Raw genomic sequence first — 20,010 nt, 5'->3', positions numbered from 1 at the left:
TTCGCGTGCGTAAAACCGGAGAGCATGCCGGGTGAAGGCCTCATCCTTCGATGCGAAAAAAGTAAAAGGGCCGTATTTTCAGCCCATCGGTCATCCCGGCGATTTTAAGGACTTTGGCCTCGACGGTTTTGATGAATGCTAGGTATATCGACTCCTTTCTGCATTCTGCAGCGGTGTGATTTACATTCAGACATATGAATAAAATGTAAACAAATTTTCGTGCTTTTCAATGGACAAAACCACATTTCTTCAAAGTCGAAATCAAAAGGCCATGCCTTTAAATCACCGCTGATTTCCTTGAAACTCTTGGCTGTGGTTAGAATATGTCGCGGAAATTATTCTGGATAAATTGTAGTTTTCCATTGGGCGGGAAAACCTTGAAGTCCAAGAATTCCTGTCTTGTGAGAAAACCCCGCCTGGCGAACCAGACGGGGTTTCTATGTTGTGCGCCAGGCATGGCGCGTAGCGCCTCGACTGGCACTCAACTTAAAAAAGTCATTTGCAGTTATACAAATGGCTTGTGGTCAAAAGTCATATTCCCCTTGTTTATAGTCCTAGCGAAATGAAATGCCAACAAACTACATTTGTTTCGTGTTAAAGGTCAAACTCTCTAAAAAGTTATGCCAGAAGATTTCAGGCCGCCGAGAATCTCCATTCTGGATGATTTTTACATCTCTTACAATGCGAGAAACGCCCGTAGGTTTACCTGGCGGGCGTTTCATGTCTGATGACTGGTGATTTTTGATACTATCTTTCTTCGGCTTAACGTCTAAGAGGACACAATGCAATTTCGCCCAGACTCCTTGGCCCTGTACAACATCTTGTCTGCTTGTTTGATAAGTGCGCCCAGGTCGTCAGTTTTCTTGCCGGTAGTTGCACCGATACTGACTGTAACCTTGATTTCATGGCCTTCAGCTGAAATTTGAAACCCCTCGATCTCTTTTCTCAGGTTTTCTAACGGCGCCCGATCTTTTACAAAATCGGAATTGGGGCATAAAATGGCAAACTCTTCACCACCAATACGACCGATGACATCCGACCCCCTGAATGTTTTTTTTATCAGATCTGACAGGGCTACCAGCACCTGGTCTCCCACCGAATGGCCATAGACATCGTTGATTTGTTTAAAGGAATCAACGTCCAGCATGATGACCGTAATAGGCCGGTCTAGCTCGCTATACTTTTTTAAGATTTCCCCGCTAAGACCGAAGAATGCACGTCGGTTGTAGAGTCCGGTCAGGGGATCGATTTCAGCTAGGGACTTGAATTTTTCTTTTTCCGCCATAAGCAACCCAAGTATCGTTTCAAGCTCGGAGGTACGGGCTGCAACTTTCTCTTCCAATGTCCTTGAATAGTCCTCGAGGGCTTCCTTAGACCGCCTGAGTTCCTCAGTTTTGCGTTCTACTTCACAAGTTAAGGCGCGCTCCCTAGAGAGCATTCGCTCCTTTCGTAAATTTTTTAATTCCTCTGAAATAGTTTTTTTAGAACCGTAGATTTGATAAACGACGTAGGGAGTATCCGCATCGTAATAACAGATGTCATCTGCCCAGCAGTGTTCGCTGAACGCATGGTTGAATATCCCAATAATCTTGCCTTGCAAAGATGGACAGCCCCAGCGTTTTTCTGGGGGTAGGTTCCGTTGGATTTTTAATTCAACCGGGTTTCTAACAATCACTGTTGCTACCTTGGCAACCGGGTCATATGTGGGCATCTCAAAGACACCCCAACCCGCCGTGGAGACCGCCTTTCCCCAGGCCAAAAAACCCTCGGCAAAACCATCACCCAGACTTCCTATCATCGAGTGATAATCTTCTTTCGTGCCCAGGCTGGATGAATGAGCCACAAGTAGCCGGAAGAGATCCCTGCCAACCTCGTCAGCAAGCGGCGCAAAAACCCGAACCAGAGAGGGGTCTGTCCAGAAAAGAGCCGAATCAAGCCCAAAAAAAGTAAAACTCCCGTTTTCCAAATCCCATTCAATAGGAACTTTGTTTAATTCGATCTTGAAGCGCGTATCAGATGAGGAGGGTGAAAAAACCTCACATTCCTTATAGTCGATATTATCCATGAGCTTTCTTTTTATTTCTGGCAAAAGAATTGTCCCTGTACAGTCAAACAAATCGTAACCTATTCAATTATCGCACCATTGGCTTCAACCTTATGCCCGTCAACACAATATCCAAGCTTTTGTGTCTATATTGACTAATAAGATTAAGAACTTGGACAAAACCCTAAAAATGCTCTTGGTTTTCTTTCTACGTTAGCCTATCGACATTGTGGTCCTTTTAGACGGACGAAAAGGTGGCATGACACACAAGTGTAGCCTTCACTTAATGTGGCATACCACACCTCAGTTTTTTCGAAATATCGCCGACCATGAATCGCCCTTAGTTTTCTAGACACTCCTCTCTATAATATTTATATGCCTATGCGGAGAGCGTACACTACTTATGTCTGACAAGTTATGTCAGTTTTTTTGTCGGGAAGGGATGGGGTGTGACCGCCAGATTATCGCAATCCCTGCCTAAGCAAGATACCCCGCCTGGCGAACCAGACGGGGCATCTTGGTCTTGGAACTCGTGCAATGTCATAAAAAACGAAAGGCCCACAACCACATTTGGCAACCCTTAACATGGCTACCCTCTTCAATTGTGACGGCTCGTCCAAAAATAAAGCTAGCCGACCTACCTGTCGTTACAATTTGTCCGGAATGAGCTTCCAGAAGTTCTCGACTAGTCGGACTCCATGTCGACACTCCATACTTCCCAAACCTTTCCGACGAGATCCGGTCCCGGCTTGAGGGTCAATTTACCAGGTTTCCAGCCCGAAGGGGTTGCCTCTGCACCTTCTGTCGCCCTGATGAGCTGAAACGCCTGGATTTGCCGGAAGGTCTCACTAACATTGCGGCCTACGGGCGGACTCAGGACTTCATAGGCCTGAATTACTCCATCCGGGTCGATGATGAATCTGCCTCTATTTTCCACGCCGGCATCCTCGTTGTAGGCACCATAAGCCATCCCGACCTTGCCCCCTGCATCCGAAAGCATATGGAACGGAACGCCCCCATCCACCATTTTTGACAATTCCTTGTCGTTCCACATTTTGTGAACAAAAACGCTATCGATGCTCATGGTCAACACTTCGACGCCGAGATCCTGAAACTTCTTGTAATTAGCGGCGACCGCCGCTATTTCCGTTGCTCAAACAAAGGTGAAGTCGCCTGGGTAAAGGCACAACACGACCCATTTCCCCAGAAAATCCGAAAGTTTCACAGACGTGAATTCCCCCCTGTAATAAGCAGGGGCGGTAAAATCAGGAGCTTCCTTCCCAAGCTCAATCCCCATCTTCTTCACCTCCTTCGTCGGCTGCATTTCCTCTCTCTGTTCTCCAGGTTCTTTCTGGCCAACCAGACCGCCGGTTGACCGGGCACATCCTGCTTTTGACTTTTCAGTCATTCTCTGCCTCCTTTCCCCTCGTTGGCCCTAAAAAACCACGGCTGAACTTTCCAGTAAGTGCAAAACCTATCAATGAGTCATGACCTTTTTTATATAAAGGTACCATGCTCAGTGAGAATTACACCTACTCAACAACCAACATCCCTTAGAAGAGCGTTATTCAAAAGAAAAATAAACAAATATCAATAGCCCCGTCCTGGTAGTCACCTTTGCTCTGGCACTAGCATTATTGGCACTATCGGAGATCGAAGATCTTATAAAATATGCTGACAAAGCCCTTTATAAAGCAAAAAATGGTGGAAGGGACCAGGCAGTTGTTTGGAAGGGCAACGCCTGATCTTCTGGGCCTGCGTACCGCATCTTCCGAAGAAAGGGAAAATGCCCTGCGGGACAAGAAAACCCGCCTGACGTACCGGACGGGTTTCCCTTGTCTTGAAGCTCGTGAATTTTGAACATGAAGTTTTGAACAATCCAGGTTCAGTATGATGTTTAGGAACCCTGCCTCCAGGGCGGAGGTACGAGGTGAATAGCATCTCAGCGCCCCCCTTCCCCACTTGTCATTCCCCTGACAAGCTTTCCGAGCCGAATGAACATGCTGCTATTTTTTTCATGAGAGGGAACCCCGCCGTGAGCATGCCACCAATCCGCCATGCCTTCACAGTGTCCTCATGGAATCTTACTCGAGTGACGTCTACCCCCAAGACAACCTTCAAGACAGCCTCCCCAGCGTCCTGCAGGTTATTGTTTTCGCGTGCTTTGCATGCTCAGTATGTACAGACACTTTTCCGTGTGTCACGGCTGAATAAAATTACGACTAACGACAAGTCAAAACCCTGACAATTGGAAAAACAGTCCTGTTGATACGGGGCGGTTTTCCTGTCCGGAGCTAACCTCTGATTTTTCATCTCCATAAAAAATCCCTTTAAACCATTAATAAACCTTCGTTTTTGTTCATCCCAAAAGGTCCGCAACGTGACGACACGGCTCTGGCACGGTCTTTGCGAAAAGTGCCATGGCAAAGGCCGAAGATACACTCCGGCCATAACGCGAATGAGCCCACTCCTTTCACTGAGGGATATTATGGACTTCTCTACTATCGCCGGCATCGCAGCCGCTTTTTTGTTGATGATCCTGGCCATTTCTTCCGGTGGAGGCATCACCCTTTTCATCGACCCTCCTTCGGCCATGATCGTTATCGGCGGCACCATCGGCACCACTCTGGTGCATTACACCTTCAAGGACATGATGGGTACCGTTGCGATTATCAAAAAAGCTTTTTTCGCCCAGCGATTCTCAAGCACCGACCGCATTGCCCAGATCATCGACTATGCCGGCAAGGCGCGTAAGGAAGGAATTTTATCCCTCCAGTCGGTAACCAAAGAGGTGGACGACCCGTTTTTTCTCAAAGGCCTGCAGATGGCGGTGGACGGCCAGGAACCGGACAAACTCAAGGAGATGCTCGACAGCGAAATCGAATACCTCGAGGAGCGTCATGATCGCGGCTCGGAAATCATGGTGGCCATGGGTACCTACGCACCTGCCATGGGCATGATCGGCACCCTTATCGGCCTGGTGCAGATGCTCCAGACCATGAACGACCCGTCATCCATCGGACCGGCCATGGCTGTTGCCCTGTTGACCACTTTTTACGGGGCGGTTATCGCCAACATCATTTGTATGCCCATGTCCGGAAAACTTAAAAACCGCTCCTCCGATGAGGTGCTGGATAAAACCCTGATCGCTGAAGGGATGCGCTCGATACTGGAAGGCGAAAACCCTCGCGTACTGGAACATCGCCTGCATGCTTTCGTCGCTCCCAAAGACCGTCAATCCCACTTCGGGAAGAAGAAGTAACCATGGCCCGAAAAAAGAACAAAAAAGCCGCTGCCGGCGCACCGGCCTGGATGGTTACCTACAGCGACATGGTCACCCTGTTGCTGACCTTCTTCGTTTTGCTGTTGTCCATGGCCAACATGGACAAGCGCAAATTTTTCGACGCCCTCGGATCCCTGAAGGGGGCCTTCGGCTTTCTGCAGAGTTCCAGTGTCAGCGAAGTCAACAAACCGCAGGTCATCAGCTACGCTCCCATGGATGACGATTATGTAAGCCGCTTGTACAACCGCGTGCAGTCGATGCTGGCGCGTCTGCGCATCGACCGCGACATCGATCTGGTCAAGGACCGGGGGGCGGTTATTTTGCGGGTCAAGGACGCCATCCTGTTCGATGCCGGCAGTACCGAGCTCAAACCGACGGCCCTGCCGATACTGCGGGAAGTTGCGGGTTTGGTCAAACCGCTGCCGCTACTGCTGCGCATCGAAGGGCACACCGATAACCAGAAACCGGCCAATCCGGCCATCACCAACTGGGATATATCGGTACAACGCGCAGTGGCGGTGCTGAAATTCTTCGCCGGCGAAGATTTGCTGCCCCTCGATCGCCTGTCGGCCGTCGGTTACGGCGATCAGCGGCCAGTGGCGCCGGGGCTTGGCCCCGAACAACAGGCTCTCAATCGTCGCGTGGAATTCGTCCTGGAAAACCTGAACCAATATCAAGAGCAGTTGCCCTATCTGATCGACGCTGCCGACCAACTTCCCTTTTAGCTTTCAAGGATTCATATCATGGCAGAAAAAGACCTTCAGCAAGACGGTTCGGCCAAAAAAGGTAACAAGAACCTGATCATCATCGGCATTCTCGGCGTACTGCTGCTGGGTGCCATCGGAGTTGCCGCCTATATGATGGGCAAGGCCAATGCCCCGGCGGCTGAACAGGAAGAACAAACCGCCGGAGACACGGCTCCCGCCAACGGCACCAAGGTACTCAGCGGACTGATGGTGGAGGTCGAACCCTTCATCGTCAACATCCTCGATGTCCAGGGCACCCGTTACCTGAAGGCATCCATTACCCTCGAAGTCGACAGCGAACTGGCCATCCAGGAAGCCACCGAGCGTATGCCGCAGATTCGTGATGCGGTACTGCTGCTGATCAGCAACAAGACTTTTTCCGAGATGTCCGATCTGCAGGGGAAATTACAGCTGCGAGCGGAATTGATGGCCAAAATCAACAGTTTTTTCCGACGCGGCAAGGTCCAGAAAATTTATTTTACCGAGTTCGTGGTTCAATAAGGGGCGCGGCGTGGAACGTATTCTTTCCAAAGAGGAGATCGCCGAGTTGCTCTCGGCCGTGCATGACGGAGAAATCCCTCTGCGCGATGAAGAGCCGGAGCCGCCGGCCGAGGTCAAACGGGAAATCTCCAGTTTGAACCTGGTGGCGCTGCAAGGTCCGCGTCACTGTAAAATCGAAAACTTCGATCTGGTCCTCGATACCCTGGCCCGCCACCTGGGCATCTCCCTGACCAATCGCATGCAACGCAGCATCGGTGTGCGCCGGAGCATCATGCAGGTGTATGAATACGACACCTTTTTACAGCAACTGGCAGGAAGGGATGCGCTGGGCGTCATTCGTCTCGATCCGCTGCGCTGGCGCGGCGTCTTCATCTTCAAGGAAAAACTGGCCTTTTATCTGCTGGAACACCTGCTCGGCGGGGCACCTGACGTGAACCTGAATTTGCCGGGCAGATCCCTCACAGCCATCGAAACAAGCGTTTTGCGCAACACCATTGCGGATGCCTGCCTCGATTTGAACAAGACCTTCGCCCCTCTGGAAAAAATCGAGAGCTCGCTGGTGAAAATCGAAAGTTCGACACGCCTGATCAACATTGTGCCGGGCGATGCATCCGTGCTGGCGGCGCACTTCGTCGTTACCGGCAATAACCTTGAAGACGAAATCGTCCTGGTCCTGCCCATGGCGATGCTCGACCCTCTCAAGGAAAAAATGCGCGAAGGGAGCGCGGTCTTTTCGGAAAGCCAGGACCGCCCCTGGCAAACCCAACTGGAACAGGAAATCGAGCAGATGGATGTCGACCTGTCGGCTCAAATGGCGACCCTGAATCTGACCGTAAGGGACATTCTAAACTTTAAAGTGGGTGATATTCTCGATCTGGGATGCGCCCCATCCAGTCCCTTGCAGGTCAGAGCTGCCGGGCAACCGAAATTTCAGGCCATAGCCGGTACTCATCAAGGGAAAAAGGCCGTGCGTATCTCAGGCCGCATCAACCGAAATAATCTTTAGGCCAAAAGCCATAGCGAGGACAGCATGCCCACTGACGAAAATACACCGCCAAAAACGCCGCCGACCCAGAACGAAATACGCGAACTCGGCTTTCTGCTCGACATCCCGCTGGAAGTTTCCGTGGAAATCGGATCGACCCGCATGCCGATCAAAGATCTGTTGCAATTGCAGGAGGGAAGCATTATCGAGTTGGACAAGCTTGCCGGCGAACCCTTGGATCTCTATGTCAACTCACGGCTGATCGCCCGCGGCGAAGCCGTAATGGTCAAGGATCGCTACGGGCTGCGCTTGACGGATGTCGTCAGTCCGGCAGAACGTCTGGAGAACCTTGGATGATGAAGTGCCTCGCCGCCATGGCAACGGTGCTGTTGTCACCGGCAGTGCTGCAGGCTGCAGACGCCATGCAGCGCCCCCTGACCGGCGGCCTCAGGCTCTGGGCCGGACTGGCCTTTGTGCTGGCCGTGATCCTGTTTGTCTATGCGGCCGCCAAACGCTGGCTGCCCTGGCCGGCCGGGGGACGCGGCGGCGCCATCCAGGTCTGCGAAACGCGTCCTTTAGGACCTAAAAAAGCGCTGTATCTGGTCAAGGTACGCGACCGGGAATTGCTGCTCGGCGTGACGGGCGAACACATCGCGCTGTTATGCGAGATGCCCGCACCGGCCGACGATCCCAGGGAAGAGACGTTTGAGCAGACGCTGGAACGCATGAAGGAGACCCCATGAAATCGGCCTCCGGCATCGTGCTGATGCTGCTGATAGTGCTGCCGGCCAGCGTTATGGCAGAGCCCGTCCCGGCCATTACCATCGGTCTGGGACAGGCCGGCGGGCAGGCGCCGCCGTCGACCCTGATGCAGATTCTGCTGATCATGACGGTTTTGTCGGTCGCCCCGGCCATCCTGTTGATGACCACAGCCTTTATCCGCCTTGCCGTGGTTTTATCCTTTCTGCGCCAGGCCATGGGCACCCAGCAGATGCCGCCGAATCAGGTCATCATCGGCCTGTCGCTGTTTCTGACCTTTTTCGTCATGTCGCCGGTCTTCAACCAAATAAACGACCAGGCCGTGCAACCTTACCTGACGCAAAAAATCGACCAGAAACAAGCGCTCACCCTGGCGGTGGAACCGATGCGCCAGTTCATGTTTTCCCAGACCACAGAAAGCGAATTGAGCTTGCTGATGGAGATCAGCGGCCATCCGGACCCTGCCGGCAAAGAGGACGTGCCGACTCTGACGCTGATTCCGGCCTTTATGCTGTCTGAACTCAAACGTGCCTTCCAGATCGGCTTCATGATCTATATTCCGTTTCTGGTCATCGACATGATCGTCGCCTCGGTGCTCATGTCCATGGGCATGATGATGCTGCCGCCCATTATCATTTCGCTGCCGTTCAAGCTTCTGCTGTTCGTGCTGGTCGATGGCTGGACCTTGATCGTCGGCTCCCTGGTTCAGAGTTTCCATATGTTTTAACCCGTTTCGTCCGAAAGGAATCCGCACCATGACTCCGGAATTCGCCATCGCCCTCGGCCGCCAGGCCATCGAAACGGTGTTAATGCTCGCAGCCCCCCTGCTGCTCGCGGGACTGGCCGTGGGATTGATGGTAAGCATCTTTCAGGCCGCCACCCAGATCAACGAACAGACCATGACCTTCATTCCTAAAATCGTGGCGGTCTTTGTCACACTGCTGATCTGTGCCCCCTGGATGATCCGCACGCTGCTCACCTTCACCAAAAACATCTTCGGCAACATCCCGAATGTAGGCGGCTGATGCAGATCGAGCTGTTTTCCATCGCATCGATCCAGGGGTTTCTGGTCTGCGCCGCTCGCGTCACCTCCCTGTTCAGTGCCCTGCCGATTTTCGGCAGCGCCCAGACACCGGTACGCATACGCATCGCCCTGTCCGTCACCATTGCACTGGTGGTTTACCCCTTGCTGCCCGAGTTGCTGCCGGCAACGCCTCTGACGCCCATAGGACTGGGAATTCTCATAGCCCAGGAAACCATGGTCGGACTGATGATCGGCTTTATCGCGCGGCTGGTATTTATTGCCGTGGAGTTCGGGGGCTCGATTATCGGCTATCAGATGGGTTTCGCCGCAGCCAACGTTTTCGATCCCCAGAGCCAGCATCAGGTTTCGCTGATTTCCCAGTTCCAGAACGTATTTGCCATTCTGCTGTTTCTGGCGTTTGACGTCCACCACCTGTTTCTTCGACTCATCGCCGACTCCTATCGGCTGCTGCCGGCCGGCGATGCGAAACTGGGCGGCGAAGCGGTCCTTTTTCTCTCCCGGTTGACGGGCGAGATGTTCACCCTGGCGGTTAAATTCAGCGCCCCGGTCCTTATCGTTCTGCTTCTGTCGGGGCTGGTGCTCGGCATCATGTCGCGCATGTTCCAGCAGCTCAACGCCTTTATGCTGTCTTTCCCCATCAACATCGGGGTGTCTTTTTTGTCCATCGGCCTGACCATGCAATTGCTGGCGGTCATGCTGCAGCGGGAATTCGGCGCCCTGCAGCAACGCTTTTACGCCTTATTGGATCTGCTGTAGGAGCTCGGCATGGCGGACTCGGATCAGGAACGCACAGAACAGGCCACCGGTAAACGGCGCGCGGATTTTCGCCAAAAAGGCCAGGTGGCTCAAAGCAAGGAGGTCCATACCGCGGCCCTGATGACCGGCACCCTGCTGCTGTGGACCTTTTACGCGCCGCTATTCTGGCGCACGCTGTCCGACATGCTGCATCATCTGTGGAGTCTTGCCGGCGATTTCGAGGTGACGCCGGTGTCGGCGGTCATGCTTTTGGGGCAACTGGGGCAAAAAATCGCTCTGCTTCTGGCCCCTATCATGCTGACAACGCTCGTGATCGGCATCTTATCCAGCTATCTGCAGGTCGGCTGGCTTTTCACCACCAAACCGCTGGCACCGGATTTTTCCAAAATGAACCCCGTGCCGGGGCTGGCGAAGCTGATCTCCAAACGCTCCTTCATCGAAGTCGTCAAATCCCTGCTCAAAGTGTTTCTGGTCGGGGTGGTCGCCTATAAAGTGATCCTGGCGGAATTCGGCCAGGCCCTCGACCTGGTTGACATGGATATCAACGATTCGGTCGTTTACCTGGCCCGAGTCGCGGCGCGCATCCTGCTGCGTACCTGCGGCGTCATGATCCTTCTGGCGCTGCTCGACTTTCTCTTCGTGCGCTGGGAAATGGAACAGAAAATGAAAATGACCAAGCAGGAACAAAAAGAGGAACATAAGGAAAGCGAAGGCGACCCGCAGATCAAGGCACGCATCCGCTCCATGCAGATGCAGGCGGCACGACGACGCATGATGGCCGAGGTTCCCAAGGCCGATGTGGTCATCACCAACCCGACCCATCTGTCCGTCGCCCTGGCTTACGACCGCAGCCGCATGAGCGCGCCGCAGATCGTCGCCAAGGGCGCCGACGCCGTCGCCATGCGGATTCGTGAAATCGCCCGCGAACACAAAGTACCGCTGGTGGAAAACAAACCGGTGGCGCGCGTTCTGTTCAAGGTGGACCTGGGAAAGGATGTGCCGGAAGAGATGTTTCAGGCGGTAGCCGAAATCCTCGCCTACGTTTACGGACTTAAAAAACGATAAGGCGTCATTTGTCATTGGTCCCTGGTTACCTCCAGGAACAAATGACAAATAACAAATGACAAGGGACGATTTTAAACATGCTCGATCAATTCAGACAACAGGACTGGAAAGCGCTCATTCTCCGTAGCGACGTGATGGTCGCAGTCGGTCTGGTGGCCATCCTCATGGTCATGATTCTGCCACTGCCGTCCTTCATGCTGGATATTTTTCTGTCCCTGAACATCACCATTGCCCTGTTGATCCTGATTATCTGCCTTTACACCATGAAGGCCCTGGAGTTTGCCCTATTTCCCTCGGTGTTGCTGGCCACGACCCTGTTTCGCCTGTCCCTCAATGTGGCATCGACACGCCTGATCCTGCTGCGGGGCAACGAGGGGCCGGCGGCAGCAGGTTCGGTGATCCAGTCCTTCGGGCAGTTTGTGGTCGGCGGCAATTATGTCGTCGGCGTGGTGGTCTTCATCATCCTGGTGGTCATCAATTTCATGGTCATCACCAAAGGCGCCGGTCGTGTGGCCGAAGTCGCCGCCCGCTTCACCCTGGACGCCATGCCGGGCAAACAGATGGCCATCGATGCCGACCTCAATGCCGGCCTGCTGACCGAAGCCGAAGCCCGTGACCGGCGCAAGGAAATTGCCAGCGAAGCGACCTTTTACGGCGCCATGGACGGCGCCAGCAAATTCGTCAAAGGCGATGCCATCGCCGGTATCATCATCACCCTGATCAACATCGGCGCCGGATTCATCATCGGCGTGGTGCAAAAAGGCATGGCCCCAGGCGCAGCCGCGGAAACCTATACCATCCTTACCGTCGGCGACGGCCTGGTGGGACAGATTCCGGCCCTGATCATATCCACCGCGGCCGGCATCCTGGTCACCCGCACCGCCGGCGAACAGGATTTCGGCGGCGCCCTCAAATCGCAGTTCACCATCCATCCCCAGGCATTGTGGGTGGTTTCCGGCATCCTGCTGGCTTTTGCCCTGATTCCCGGCCTGCCGACCATCCCCTTTCTGGTATTGTCCACAGCATTGGCCTTCGCCGCCTACAACGTCCAGAAAGCCAAGGCCGACCAGGATATGGTTCGTCAACAGGAAGAGCGGCAACCCCAGGCGCCCGAGGAAGAAAACTACGAAGACATGCTGTCCGTCGACCTGCTGGAACTCGAGGTCGGATACGGCCTGATCCCCATGGTCGATGCCAACCAGAACGGCGAATTATTGCCCCGAATCCGCTCTATCCGCAAACAGTTCGCTCTCGATTTCGGATTCATCATCCCGCCGATTCACATCAAGGACAATCTGCAACTCAAACCCAATGAATATGCCGTACTGCTCAAAGGCATGCGCATTGCCAGCGGCGAGATTCTGCCCAACCATCATCTGGCCATGAATCCCGGTATCGCCACGGAACCCCTCAAAGGGGTAGCCACCACCGAGCCGGCTTTCGGTCTGCCCGCCACATGGATTGGCGAAGACCTCAAGGAACGGGCTCAGATTGCCGGTTACACCGTGGTCGACGGCACCACGGTGATCACGACCCACATTACCGAAATCATAAAAAAGCACGCTCATGAACTCATTGGACGCCAAGAGGTACAGAACTTGCTAGATAACCTTGGCAAGAGCTTCCCGAAACTGGTCGAGGAGCTGACGCCAAATCTCTTACCTCTTGGATCTATTATGAAAGTTCTACAGAATCTGCTTCGTGAACAGGTGTCCATACGGGACCTGCGAACTATTCTGGAGACCCTGGCCGACTGGGGCGGCGCCACCAAGGATCCGGACCTGCTGACCGAACAGGTCCGCCAGGCCATGGCCCGCGCCATCAGCGGCCGACATGCGCAGGACGATGAACTGCTGGAGTTGATGACGTTGGATCACCAACTGGAGGAAACCATCGAGCAGGCGGTGCATCGCACCAACGAAGGCAGCTACCTGGCGCTCGATCCGGGTACGGCCCAGACCTTCCTGGAAAACCTGGCGAATGCCATGCAGTCGTTGAACGGCGGGGCCACACCCATCCTGCTATGCACGCCAACAATTCGACCCCATGTCAAGCGCTTGACCGAGCGTTACCTGCCCAACCTGGTGTGCCTGTCCCATAATGAAATTTCCCCTCACCTGAGGGTGCAATCGGTAGGAACGGTGACTGCCCATGCTGGTTAGAGTTTTTGAAGCCGAAACCATGCCCCTGGCCCTGAAAAAGGTCAAGGAGGCTCTGGGCCCGGACGCGCTGATCCTGTCCACCCGGACGGTGCGCAAAAGCGGTCTGGGGGTCTTTCGCAAACCGATTTGCGAAGTAACGGCCGCTATCGACACCGTCGAGCCGGAAGCGGACACAGCAGCCCCCCAAACGCCCCCACCCAACGCCGGCAAGACGGAGGAGCAGGACGAACTGACGTATCAGGACCTCTGGCAAAAAACCCGGCCAGGCGCCGAAGCCGCTTATCAACCGCATATTTACGGAACCGAGCGGCCCAAGGATGATCTCAAGGATGTCCGCAACGAAATCGACGAGCTCAAGGCCCTGGTCAAACAACTGGCCAAACCCGCCGAACCGGCGTCGCCTCCGCCAATTGTCGCCGCGCCGCCCCGAAAAGTACAGCAAGGTGCGGAAGTCCAGGAAATGGCCCTGCTGCACAACGAACTTGATCGCCTCGGCATCTGTGGCGAAGCGGCAGCCAGCCTGGAACAATATGCCTGGGACAAGCTCTCCCCCCGGCAACTCGGGGATCCGCAAGGTATCCGGGAATTTCTTGTCGATGCCATTGCCAGGCTGATTACCGTCTATGGTCCGTTGCAGACGGAACCCCGGCGGCAAAAACGTATTGCCCTGGTTGGCCCCACCGGGGTGGGCAAGACCACCACTATCGCCAAAATGGCGGCCAAACAGTTGCTGAACGGAACCGGACGGGTCGCTCTGGTCACCATTGACACCTATCGCATCGCCGCCGTGGAGCAACTCAAGGTGTATGGGGAAATCATGAATCTGCCGGTCGAAGTGGTCACCACGCCGGAGCAGTTGCATCAGGCCCTGGCACGCCACCAGGACAAGGAACTGATCCTCATCGACACCGCCGGCCGCAGTCCCCGGGACGACATGAGCATTGCCGAGCTGGCGGCGTTCCTGGGAAAAGCCGAAACGGAGAACCTCCTGGTTCTGTCCGCCACCACCCGCGACCGGGAGCTGACCGAAGCCGTGCAGCGCTTCAGCCGCATCCCGCTGCACAGCCTGGTTTTCACCAAACTGGACGAGTGTGAACAGTGTGGCACCCTGCTTAACATTTCGCTGACTCAGCAGCTGCCGTTGTCTTTCCTCACCAATGGACAACGGGTGCCGGAAGACTTAGTGGAAGCTGACACCGAAGCTATTACCGGCTTTATTACCGGCAGTTATCGAGAGAAGGCCGTATGAACACCCTTTACGAGCAAACCGACCAGGCAGAGACATTGCGAGCGATGAACGACTTTCAAAGCGAACGGGACGAAGAAGCAACCACCGAACGTCCGGCCACGCGCGTCATCGCCGTGGCCAGCGGCAAAGGCGGGGTAGGCAAAACCGCGGTGGTCGCCAACACGGCTTATGCCCTGGCGCAATTGGGAAAAAGAGTCCTGATCATCGATGCCGACCTGGGTCTGGCCAATATCGATGTCGTCTTCGGCCTCAATCCCCGCTATAACCTCAACCATTTTTTCGAGGGACTCAAATCCCTTGAAGACATCATGGTCGAGGGCCCCTGGGGGATCAAGATCCTGCCGGCCGGTTCCGGGGTACAACAATTCACCCGGCTCGACTCCCATCAGCGCATGCGACTGATCGAAGATCTCGATGCCCTGCAGGAAGATTTCGATGTGGTACTGATCGACACCGAGGCGGGCATTTCCGAAAACGTCACCTACTTCACGGTGGCAGCCCAGGATATTTTCATCGTAACCAGTCCCGAGCCGACAGCCATTACCGATGCCTACGCCTTGATGAAACTGCTCTCCACCCGCTATCACCAGAAGGAATTCAACCTGATCGTCAACTCGGTGAGCGGCACCGGCGAAGGCCTGGACGTATACCAGAAGCTGACCACCGTGGCCAATCGGTATTTATCCATCAGTATCGGCTATCTGGGCTGCATTCCCTTCGATAAACGCCTGCGGGAATCGATCCGCCGCCAAAGCCCCATGGTCGAACTCTACCCGGGCAGCAAAACCAGTAACGCCTTTACGAACTTCGCCAGGCACATTATGGACGTGGCGACAGAGATTCACCCCAAAGGAACCCTGCAGTTTTTCTGGAAACGCCTGCTTACGGCCAATCGAGGGGAGACGCCATGAATCCTGGTCCCGCTTACGCCCCTATCAGAGCAGACGAAAAAGATCGCCTGATCAAGAGCCATCTGCACATGGTCAGTTTTCTTGCCGAGCGCATGGTGAGTCAGGTGCCGGCCTTTATGACCCGTGAGGACATTTCCAGTGCCGCCATGGTAGGTCTGGTCGATGCCGCCAACCGCTTCAAGCCCAGCATGGGCGTATTGTTCAAGACCTTTGCCGAAAAGCGCATGCGCGGCGCGGTTCTGGACGAGGTACGCCGCATGGACTGGTTTTCCCGCAGTCTGCGCCAGAAACAATCCCGCATCGCCAAGACCATGGAGGCGCTGGAAAAACGCCTCGGCCGCCCACCGGAAGAACACGAGATGGCCGCGGAACTCGAAATGGATCTGGAAAGTTACCGCCAGGCACTTGGGGAGGTCAGTTACCTCGGTTGCGTCAGCCTGCACGAAACCATCGAGGACACCCCCGACGGACCGACCATGCTGGACAATATCGAGGACCAGAACAGTCCCAGTGCCGTCGAAATGCTCGAAAACAGCGAACTGACGCAGGAGCTGGCCCGCCAGATCGACCGACTGACGGATAAGGAACGTCTGGTGGTCTCCCTCTACTACTATGAGGAATTAAGCCAGAAGGAGATTGCCGAAGTACTGGAACTGTCGGAGGGCCGCGTGTCCCAATTGCACAGTCAGGCCCTGATCAAACTCAAGACCTCCATCAAACGGTCACAACGCACAGGAGCCGGGCAGGCTTTCCCTGCCCGCTGATGCCTATGTCTTCATTGTTGATCATACTCATGCTGACCGCCGTTATCGGACTGGCTGCCGTTTGCGCCGCCCTTGTGCTGGCGCTGCGGCTGAAACGTCTGCAAAAGCAGCTGCGAAACGACAACCCGCCGCCTGCCGAGGAAGGCGCTTCGCACGATAAGGCCGCGGACTTCCAGACTCCTCTCCGGCAAGCGACTCTGCTGCAGCGCCTGCAACAGAATCAACCCCAACGCCCCGCACCCGACAAGTACAGACTGGCGGCGGAGATGGCCTCCCAGGGCATGACGGCCCAACAGATCGCCGACCTTTTGATGCTGCCCCCCGCCGAGGTCCGACAGCTTGTCAGCCTCAGCCGCGCCGGCCGTTCCAAAACCCTGCCCGCCGGGACGCTCGATGCGGCCGCGACATGACCGGCCGGTCCTCGAACCCGATGCCTGATCCCGATGTCGCGATATTTAAAATCTGCAAGCCGGCCGTCATAAAGAGTTAAAGAATCGGCGCGGCAAGGTCGATAGGTAATCATCGGCACACAGAACGGAATGAGGACACTATGAATCGAGGAACCTACGTCGCCCTGTCGGGAGCCCTGGTACGCCAGCAATTGATGGATACCATAAGCCATAACCTGTCCAACAATGAAACGGTGGGTTTTAAAAAAGGTCAGTCGGTATTCAAAACCATGCTGGAAAGAGTGCAGACCGGCGAAATTCTGGAGCGCGTCAACCTGGCCGAAATCGAGGAAGGCTTTACCGATTTTTCCCAGGGGACGCTGTCACCGTCCGGCATCCAGACCCATATGGCTATACAAGGCGAAGGCTTTTTCAAGGTCGAGGATGAAGCCGGCAACATCTACTATACCCGGCAAGGCAACCTGCGGCTGGATTACGAGGGACACCTGATCAATAACCAGGGCATGGCCCTGCTCGGCGAAGACAGGCGTCCCATCACCTTGACGAGTCCCGATTTCACCGTCGACGACGATGGCACCATCACGCTGGAAGACGGCCAGAAGATCAAGATCCCCCTGTACACCTTCGATGATTACTCTGTACTCACCCGCCAGGGCGGAGGCCAGTTCAGTGTGCCGAAGGGTCAGGAGCGGGACCTGGAAATCCTGGTTAAGGATTCACATATTTACCAGGGCCAACTGGAACGCTCCAACGTCAATCTGATGCAGGAAATGAGTCACATGGTCGAATCGACACGGGTTTTCGAAGCCTGCCAGAAAATGCTCAAGACATACCATTCGATAGCGGCGGAGGCCAACAAACTCGGCACGCTGGGATAGGCAAATCAGGGGTTTGGGTTTTTTTGCCTAAGGATTGAATCTTCGGGTTTGCGCAAGGCAACCTTTCGTTTCAAAGCGCTGCGGCGCAAAGGAGTTTGCAACATGATCAGGGCGTTATGGACATCGGCAACCGGTATGGAAGCCCAACAGGTCAACATGGATGTGATCGCCCACAACCTGGCCAACGTCAACAGTGCCGGTTTCAAAAAAAGCCGCGCCGACTTCCAGGACATCCTTTACCAGACCGTCAAAGTGGCCGGATCGGACGGCAGTTCGGGAGTCGAGCAGCCCACCAGCATCCAGGTCGGTCTCGGCTCGCGCGTTGCCGCCATTCAGAAAGTCTTTACCACCGGCGACTTCCAGCAGACGGGAAACGATCTCGATATCGCTATCGAAGGTTCCGGGTTTTTCGAAATCACCCTCGCCAACGGCGATACGGCCTACACCCGCGCCGGCGCCTTTAAAAAAGACGGCACCGGCCGCATAGTAACCTCCGATGGATACCCCCTGTCACCGGAAATCATCATCCCGGAAAACGCCACCCAGGTATCCATAGGCAACTACGGCGCGGTGGAGGTTTTGCTGGACGGGCAAAACACCCCAACCCAGATCGGCACCATCACCTTGACCCGCTTCAGCAATCCGGCCGGTCTCAACTCCATCGGCCACAACCTTTTCACCGAAACCCCGACCACCGGAACGCCGGTTACCGGCAACCCCGGCGAAGACGGTTTCGGTAGCCTATCCCAGGGTTTTCTGGAAGGCTCCAACGTCAGCATTATGGAAGAGATGGTCAACATGATCGCCGGTCAGCGCGCTTATGAAATCAATTCCAAAGCCATCAAGACCGCCGATGAAATGCTGCAGATGACCAACAACCTCGTATAAGGAATCATCGGGATGGCTTTTGCGCAACGAACCGGTTTGCTGACTGTTTTCCTGCTGCTTGTGACGGCGGTGCCTTCGGTATTTGCCGCTTCACAAACCGTTAAGATCGAACAGGAAAACATCCGCAAGGTTCTGACCAGCTACCTGCAAACCCAGCAGAAGCGCTATCCCCAGGCACAGATCCGGCTGCGCGAGATACAGAGGATAACCCCCTTCGCGATCCCCGCCGGGCGTCTGCGCTGGGAGGTCACGCCCTCCAGCAGGCGTTTGTTCGACAGCCGCCGTTTCAACCTCATCCTGCGTTCGAACGGTACCGTGGTCAAGAACATGACCCTGTTTGCCGACCTGGAGGCTTTGGCACCGGTGGCCGTGGCCGCCGCCGACCTGCCCCGAGGCACCATTCTCCAGGCCGAAGACCTGTCCATGGTAACGATGGACCTCGCCGGGCTGCGTGCGCCCTGCCTCGATGCGCAGCAGATGGTCGGCAAAAAATTACGCCGTCCGGTACGCATGGGAGCCCCGTTTACTCAAACCGGTCTGGAGACACCGCCCCTGATCAAACGAGGCGACATGGTCACCATCACAGCCAGCGTGGGAGCCCTGACCGTCACGACCCGCGGTCTGGCACAAGAAAGCGGTATCGCAGACGAAACCATCCGCGTTAAAAATATCCGTTCCAAAAAAGAAATTTTCTGTCGCGTCACCGCACCCTCGGCTGTGGAAGTGGAGTTATAAGATGAAACGCTCTATGCGTACCTGGGCTGTCCTGCCGATACTGCTGATGCTGGTCGGCTGCGTGACACAGCGTATCGTTGAACCGCAACCGCACAGCGCGCCTATTGCGGCCCGCCAGGTACAACCGGAACAGCCCCAGGCGCCCGGCTCGCTGTGGACCGAGGGCCGCGGAAGCCTGTTCCGCGACAACAAAGCGCGGCGTGTCGGAGATATCGTGACCGTCGCCATTTACGAACAGGCCAGTGCCAGCAAGCAAGCCAGCACCGCCACCGGACGCTCCAGCAGCATGTCCGCCGGCCTTACCAACCTGTTCGGCATCGAAGGGAACATCGGCAATCTCAACAAATTCATCGACCCGACCAGCCTGATCGATACCAGTTACGAGAACGCATTCGACGGCTCCGGCAGCACCTCGCGCAAAGAGGATCTGGTCGCCACCCTCACCGCGCAGGTGATCGAAGAGTTACCCAACGGCAACCTTTGTATTGCCGGCGGCAAAACGGTGACCGTCAATCGGGAAGATCAGATCATTCTGCTAGAAGGCATCATCCGCCCCGAGGATATTTCCGCGCGTAATGTCGTCAGCTCCAAACATATCCTGGACGCCAAAATCGCCTACACCGGCAAAGGCGTCATCAGCGACAAACAACGCCCAGGCTGGATGACCCGGGTACTCGACCATATCTGGCCGTTTTAAAGGCTGTAAACCAGTGATTGGTGATTGGTGATTGGTGATTAGTTATTCGTGATTAGTGAAAATCCTTAACACCAGGCATTGGCTACCGGTATCTCATCACGGATCACGAGTTTTTCAGTAATTTCAGCAATC

The 20,010-nt window shown here is 55.0% G+C and carries 21 protein-coding genes; 19 read left to right on the top strand and 2 right to left on the bottom strand.

The features are described from left to right. Nucleotides 1–769: 769 nt before the first annotated feature. Together PCAR_RS17750 and prxU are read right to left on the bottom strand one after the other, a co-directional pair. Nucleotides 770–2,065 carry a GGDEF domain-containing protein gene (locus PCAR_RS17750; RefSeq protein WP_011340895.1) on the bottom strand — a complete coding sequence of 432 codons (1,296 nt, stop codon included), beginning with the start codon at nucleotides 2,063–2,065 and terminating at the stop codon, nucleotides 770–772. 664 nt (nucleotides 2,066–2,729) lie between these two features. After that, nucleotides 2,730–3,452 (bottom strand): thioredoxin-dependent peroxiredoxin, encoded by a 723-nt coding sequence (gene prxU / locus PCAR_RS19030; RefSeq protein WP_011340894.1) that lies wholly within the window; start codon nucleotides 3,450–3,452, stop codon nucleotides 2,730–2,732. 1,080 nt (nucleotides 3,453–4,532) lie between these two features. On the opposite strand from prxU, the gene PCAR_RS06670 reads away from it, so the two are divergent. The 19 genes from PCAR_RS06670 to PCAR_RS06580 all read left to right on the top strand — a co-directional run bounded on the left by PCAR_RS06670 (nucleotide 4,533) and on the right by PCAR_RS06580 (nucleotide 19,878). Continuing rightward, nucleotides 4,533–5,306: a motility protein A gene (locus PCAR_RS06670; protein WP_011340890.1), complete on the top strand. Its 774-nt coding sequence runs from the start codon at nucleotides 4,533–4,535 to the stop codon at nucleotides 5,304–5,306. A 2-nt stretch (nucleotides 5,307–5,308) separates the two neighbouring features. Beyond that, entirely contained in the window at nucleotides 5,309–6,052 is a 744-nt protein-coding gene (locus PCAR_RS06665) for an OmpA/MotB family protein (RefSeq protein WP_011340889.1), read from the top strand. A gap of 18 nt (nucleotides 6,053–6,070) precedes the next feature. After that, a complete protein-coding gene (locus tag PCAR_RS06660) occupies nucleotides 6,071–6,574 on the top strand; it encodes a flagellar basal body-associated FliL family protein (RefSeq protein ID WP_011340888.1) in 504 nt (167 codons plus the stop codon). Nucleotides 6,575–6,584: 10 nt separating this feature from the next. Beyond that, on the top strand, nucleotides 6,585–7,580 hold the full coding sequence (locus PCAR_RS06655) for a flagellar motor switch protein FliM (RefSeq protein ID WP_011340887.1): 996 nt from the start codon (nucleotides 6,585–6,587) through the stop codon (nucleotides 7,578–7,580). A gap of 24 nt (nucleotides 7,581–7,604) precedes the next feature. Then, on the top strand, nucleotides 7,605–7,916 hold the full coding sequence (gene fliN / locus PCAR_RS06650) for a flagellar motor switch protein FliN (RefSeq protein WP_011340886.1): 312 nt from the start codon (nucleotides 7,605–7,607) through the stop codon (nucleotides 7,914–7,916). Then, complete coding sequence (fliO, locus tag PCAR_RS17745; RefSeq protein WP_011340885.1) at nucleotides 7,913–8,302, top strand: flagellar biosynthetic protein FliO; 390 nt, start codon at nucleotides 7,913–7,915, stop codon at nucleotides 8,300–8,302. Before fliN ends, fliO begins: the two co-directional genes overlap by 4 nt. Then, nucleotides 8,299–9,045 carry a flagellar type III secretion system pore protein FliP gene (gene fliP, locus PCAR_RS06640; RefSeq protein ID WP_011340884.1) on the top strand — a complete coding sequence of 249 codons (747 nt, stop codon included), beginning with the start codon at nucleotides 8,299–8,301 and terminating at the stop codon, nucleotides 9,043–9,045. The genes fliO and fliP overlap by 4 nt, the downstream gene beginning before the upstream one ends. A gap of 28 nt (nucleotides 9,046–9,073) precedes the next feature. Beyond that, nucleotides 9,074–9,343: a flagellar biosynthesis protein FliQ gene (fliQ, locus tag PCAR_RS06635; protein ID WP_011340883.1), complete on the top strand. Its 270-nt coding sequence runs from the start codon at nucleotides 9,074–9,076 to the stop codon at nucleotides 9,341–9,343. Beyond that, nucleotides 9,343–10,119: a flagellar biosynthetic protein FliR gene (fliR, locus tag PCAR_RS06630; RefSeq protein ID WP_011340882.1), complete on the top strand. Its 777-nt coding sequence runs from the start codon at nucleotides 9,343–9,345 to the stop codon at nucleotides 10,117–10,119. Before fliQ ends, fliR begins: the two co-directional genes overlap by 1 nt. Before the next feature lie 9 nt (nucleotides 10,120–10,128). Then, nucleotides 10,129–11,184: a flagellar biosynthesis protein FlhB gene (flhB, locus tag PCAR_RS06625; protein ID WP_011340881.1), complete on the top strand. Its 1,056-nt coding sequence runs from the start codon at nucleotides 10,129–10,131 to the stop codon at nucleotides 11,182–11,184. Between the two features lie 77 nt (nucleotides 11,185–11,261). Then, complete coding sequence (flhA, locus tag PCAR_RS06620; RefSeq protein WP_011340880.1) at nucleotides 11,262–13,346, top strand: flagellar biosynthesis protein FlhA; 2,085 nt, start codon at nucleotides 11,262–11,264, stop codon at nucleotides 13,344–13,346. Next, entirely contained in the window at nucleotides 13,336–14,595 is a 1,260-nt protein-coding gene (flhF, locus tag PCAR_RS06615) for a flagellar biosynthesis protein FlhF (RefSeq protein ID WP_011340879.1), read from the top strand. Before flhA ends, flhF begins: the two co-directional genes overlap by 11 nt. Beyond that, the gene (locus tag PCAR_RS06610; protein ID WP_011340878.1) at nucleotides 14,592–15,506 is read left to right on the top strand and encodes a MinD/ParA family protein; all 915 of its coding nucleotides are present in this window, start codon (nucleotides 14,592–14,594) and stop codon (nucleotides 15,504–15,506) included. The genes flhF and PCAR_RS06610 overlap by 4 nt, the downstream gene beginning before the upstream one ends. Further along, a complete protein-coding gene (locus tag PCAR_RS06605) occupies nucleotides 15,503–16,270 on the top strand; it encodes a FliA/WhiG family RNA polymerase sigma factor (protein ID WP_011340877.1) in 768 nt (255 codons plus the stop codon). Before PCAR_RS06610 ends, PCAR_RS06605 begins: the two co-directional genes overlap by 4 nt. A gap of 5 nt (nucleotides 16,271–16,275) precedes the next feature. Beyond that, a complete protein-coding gene (locus tag PCAR_RS06600; protein WP_148204311.1) occupies nucleotides 16,276–16,680 on the top strand; it encodes a hypothetical protein in 405 nt (134 codons plus the stop codon). Nucleotides 16,681–16,820: 140 nt separating this feature from the next. Next, nucleotides 16,821–17,558 (top strand): flagellar hook-basal body protein, encoded by a 738-nt coding sequence (locus PCAR_RS06595; protein ID WP_011340875.1) that lies wholly within the window; start codon nucleotides 16,821–16,823, stop codon nucleotides 17,556–17,558. 102 nt (nucleotides 17,559–17,660) lie between these two features. After that, nucleotides 17,661–18,446 (top strand): flagellar basal-body rod protein FlgG, encoded by a 786-nt coding sequence (flgG, locus tag PCAR_RS06590; protein WP_011340874.1) that lies wholly within the window; start codon nucleotides 17,661–17,663, stop codon nucleotides 18,444–18,446. Nucleotides 18,447–18,458: 12 nt separating this feature from the next. Beyond that, nucleotides 18,459–19,181: a flagellar basal body P-ring formation chaperone FlgA gene (gene flgA / locus PCAR_RS06585; protein WP_011340873.1), complete on the top strand. Its 723-nt coding sequence runs from the start codon at nucleotides 18,459–18,461 to the stop codon at nucleotides 19,179–19,181. A 1-nt stretch (nucleotide 19,182) separates the two neighbouring features. Continuing rightward, a complete protein-coding gene (locus tag PCAR_RS06580) occupies nucleotides 19,183–19,878 on the top strand; it encodes a flagellar basal body L-ring protein FlgH (RefSeq protein WP_011340872.1) in 696 nt (231 codons plus the stop codon). Nucleotides 19,879–20,010 lie beyond the last annotated feature (132 nt).

This window comes from Syntrophotalea carbinolica DSM 2380, assembly GCF_000012885.1.
Lineage (GTDB): Bacteria > Desulfobacterota > Desulfuromonadia > Desulfuromonadales > Syntrophotaleaceae > Syntrophotalea > Syntrophotalea carbinolica.
The sequence above is the reverse complement of the archived record's forward strand: the minus strand, read 5'-3'. Positions and strand labels throughout refer to the sequence as shown.

What these genes read in the sequence shown, in the direction of transcription:
- flgG (WP_011340874.1), top strand. Translation starts at nt 17,661, where the DNA reads ATGATCAGGGCGTTATGGACATCGGCAACCGGTATGGAAGCCCAACAG.
- fliR (WP_011340882.1), top strand. Translation starts at nt 9,343, where the DNA reads ATGCAGATCGAGCTGTTTTCCATCGCATCGATCCAGGGGTTTCTGGTC.
- flhB (WP_011340881.1), top strand. Translation starts at nt 10,129, where the DNA reads ATGGCGGACTCGGATCAGGAACGCACAGAACAGGCCACCGGTAAACGG.
- PCAR_RS06670 (WP_011340890.1), top strand. Translation starts at nt 4,533, where the DNA reads ATGGACTTCTCTACTATCGCCGGCATCGCAGCCGCTTTTTTGTTGATG.
- PCAR_RS06605 (WP_011340877.1), top strand. Translation starts at nt 15,503, where the DNA reads ATGAATCCTGGTCCCGCTTACGCCCCTATCAGAGCAGACGAAAAAGAT.
- PCAR_RS06610 (WP_011340878.1), top strand. Translation starts at nt 14,592, where the DNA reads ATGAACACCCTTTACGAGCAAACCGACCAGGCAGAGACATTGCGAGCG.
- PCAR_RS17750 (WP_011340895.1), bottom strand. Translation starts at nt 2,065, where the DNA reads ATGGATAATATCGACTATAAGGAATGTGAGGTTTTTTCACCCTCCTCA.
- PCAR_RS06580 (WP_011340872.1), top strand. Translation starts at nt 19,183, where the DNA reads ATGAAACGCTCTATGCGTACCTGGGCTGTCCTGCCGATACTGCTGATG.
- PCAR_RS06600 (WP_148204311.1), top strand. Translation starts at nt 16,276, where the DNA reads ATGTCTTCATTGTTGATCATACTCATGCTGACCGCCGTTATCGGACTG.
- PCAR_RS06660 (WP_011340888.1), top strand. Translation starts at nt 6,071, where the DNA reads ATGGCAGAAAAAGACCTTCAGCAAGACGGTTCGGCCAAAAAAGGTAAC.
- fliO (WP_011340885.1), top strand. Translation starts at nt 7,913, where the DNA reads ATGATGAAGTGCCTCGCCGCCATGGCAACGGTGCTGTTGTCACCGGCA.
- PCAR_RS06665 (WP_011340889.1), top strand. Translation starts at nt 5,309, where the DNA reads ATGGCCCGAAAAAAGAACAAAAAAGCCGCTGCCGGCGCACCGGCCTGG.
- flhF (WP_011340879.1), top strand. Translation starts at nt 13,336, where the DNA reads ATGCTGGTTAGAGTTTTTGAAGCCGAAACCATGCCCCTGGCCCTGAAA.
- PCAR_RS06595 (WP_011340875.1), top strand. Translation starts at nt 16,821, where the DNA reads ATGAATCGAGGAACCTACGTCGCCCTGTCGGGAGCCCTGGTACGCCAG.
- fliN (WP_011340886.1), top strand. Translation starts at nt 7,605, where the DNA reads ATGCCCACTGACGAAAATACACCGCCAAAAACGCCGCCGACCCAGAAC.
- fliQ (WP_011340883.1), top strand. Translation starts at nt 9,074, where the DNA reads ATGACTCCGGAATTCGCCATCGCCCTCGGCCGCCAGGCCATCGAAACG.
- fliP (WP_011340884.1), top strand. Translation starts at nt 8,299, where the DNA reads ATGAAATCGGCCTCCGGCATCGTGCTGATGCTGCTGATAGTGCTGCCG.
- flhA (WP_011340880.1), top strand. Translation starts at nt 11,262, where the DNA reads ATGCTCGATCAATTCAGACAACAGGACTGGAAAGCGCTCATTCTCCGT.
- flgA (WP_011340873.1), top strand. Translation starts at nt 18,459, where the DNA reads ATGGCTTTTGCGCAACGAACCGGTTTGCTGACTGTTTTCCTGCTGCTT.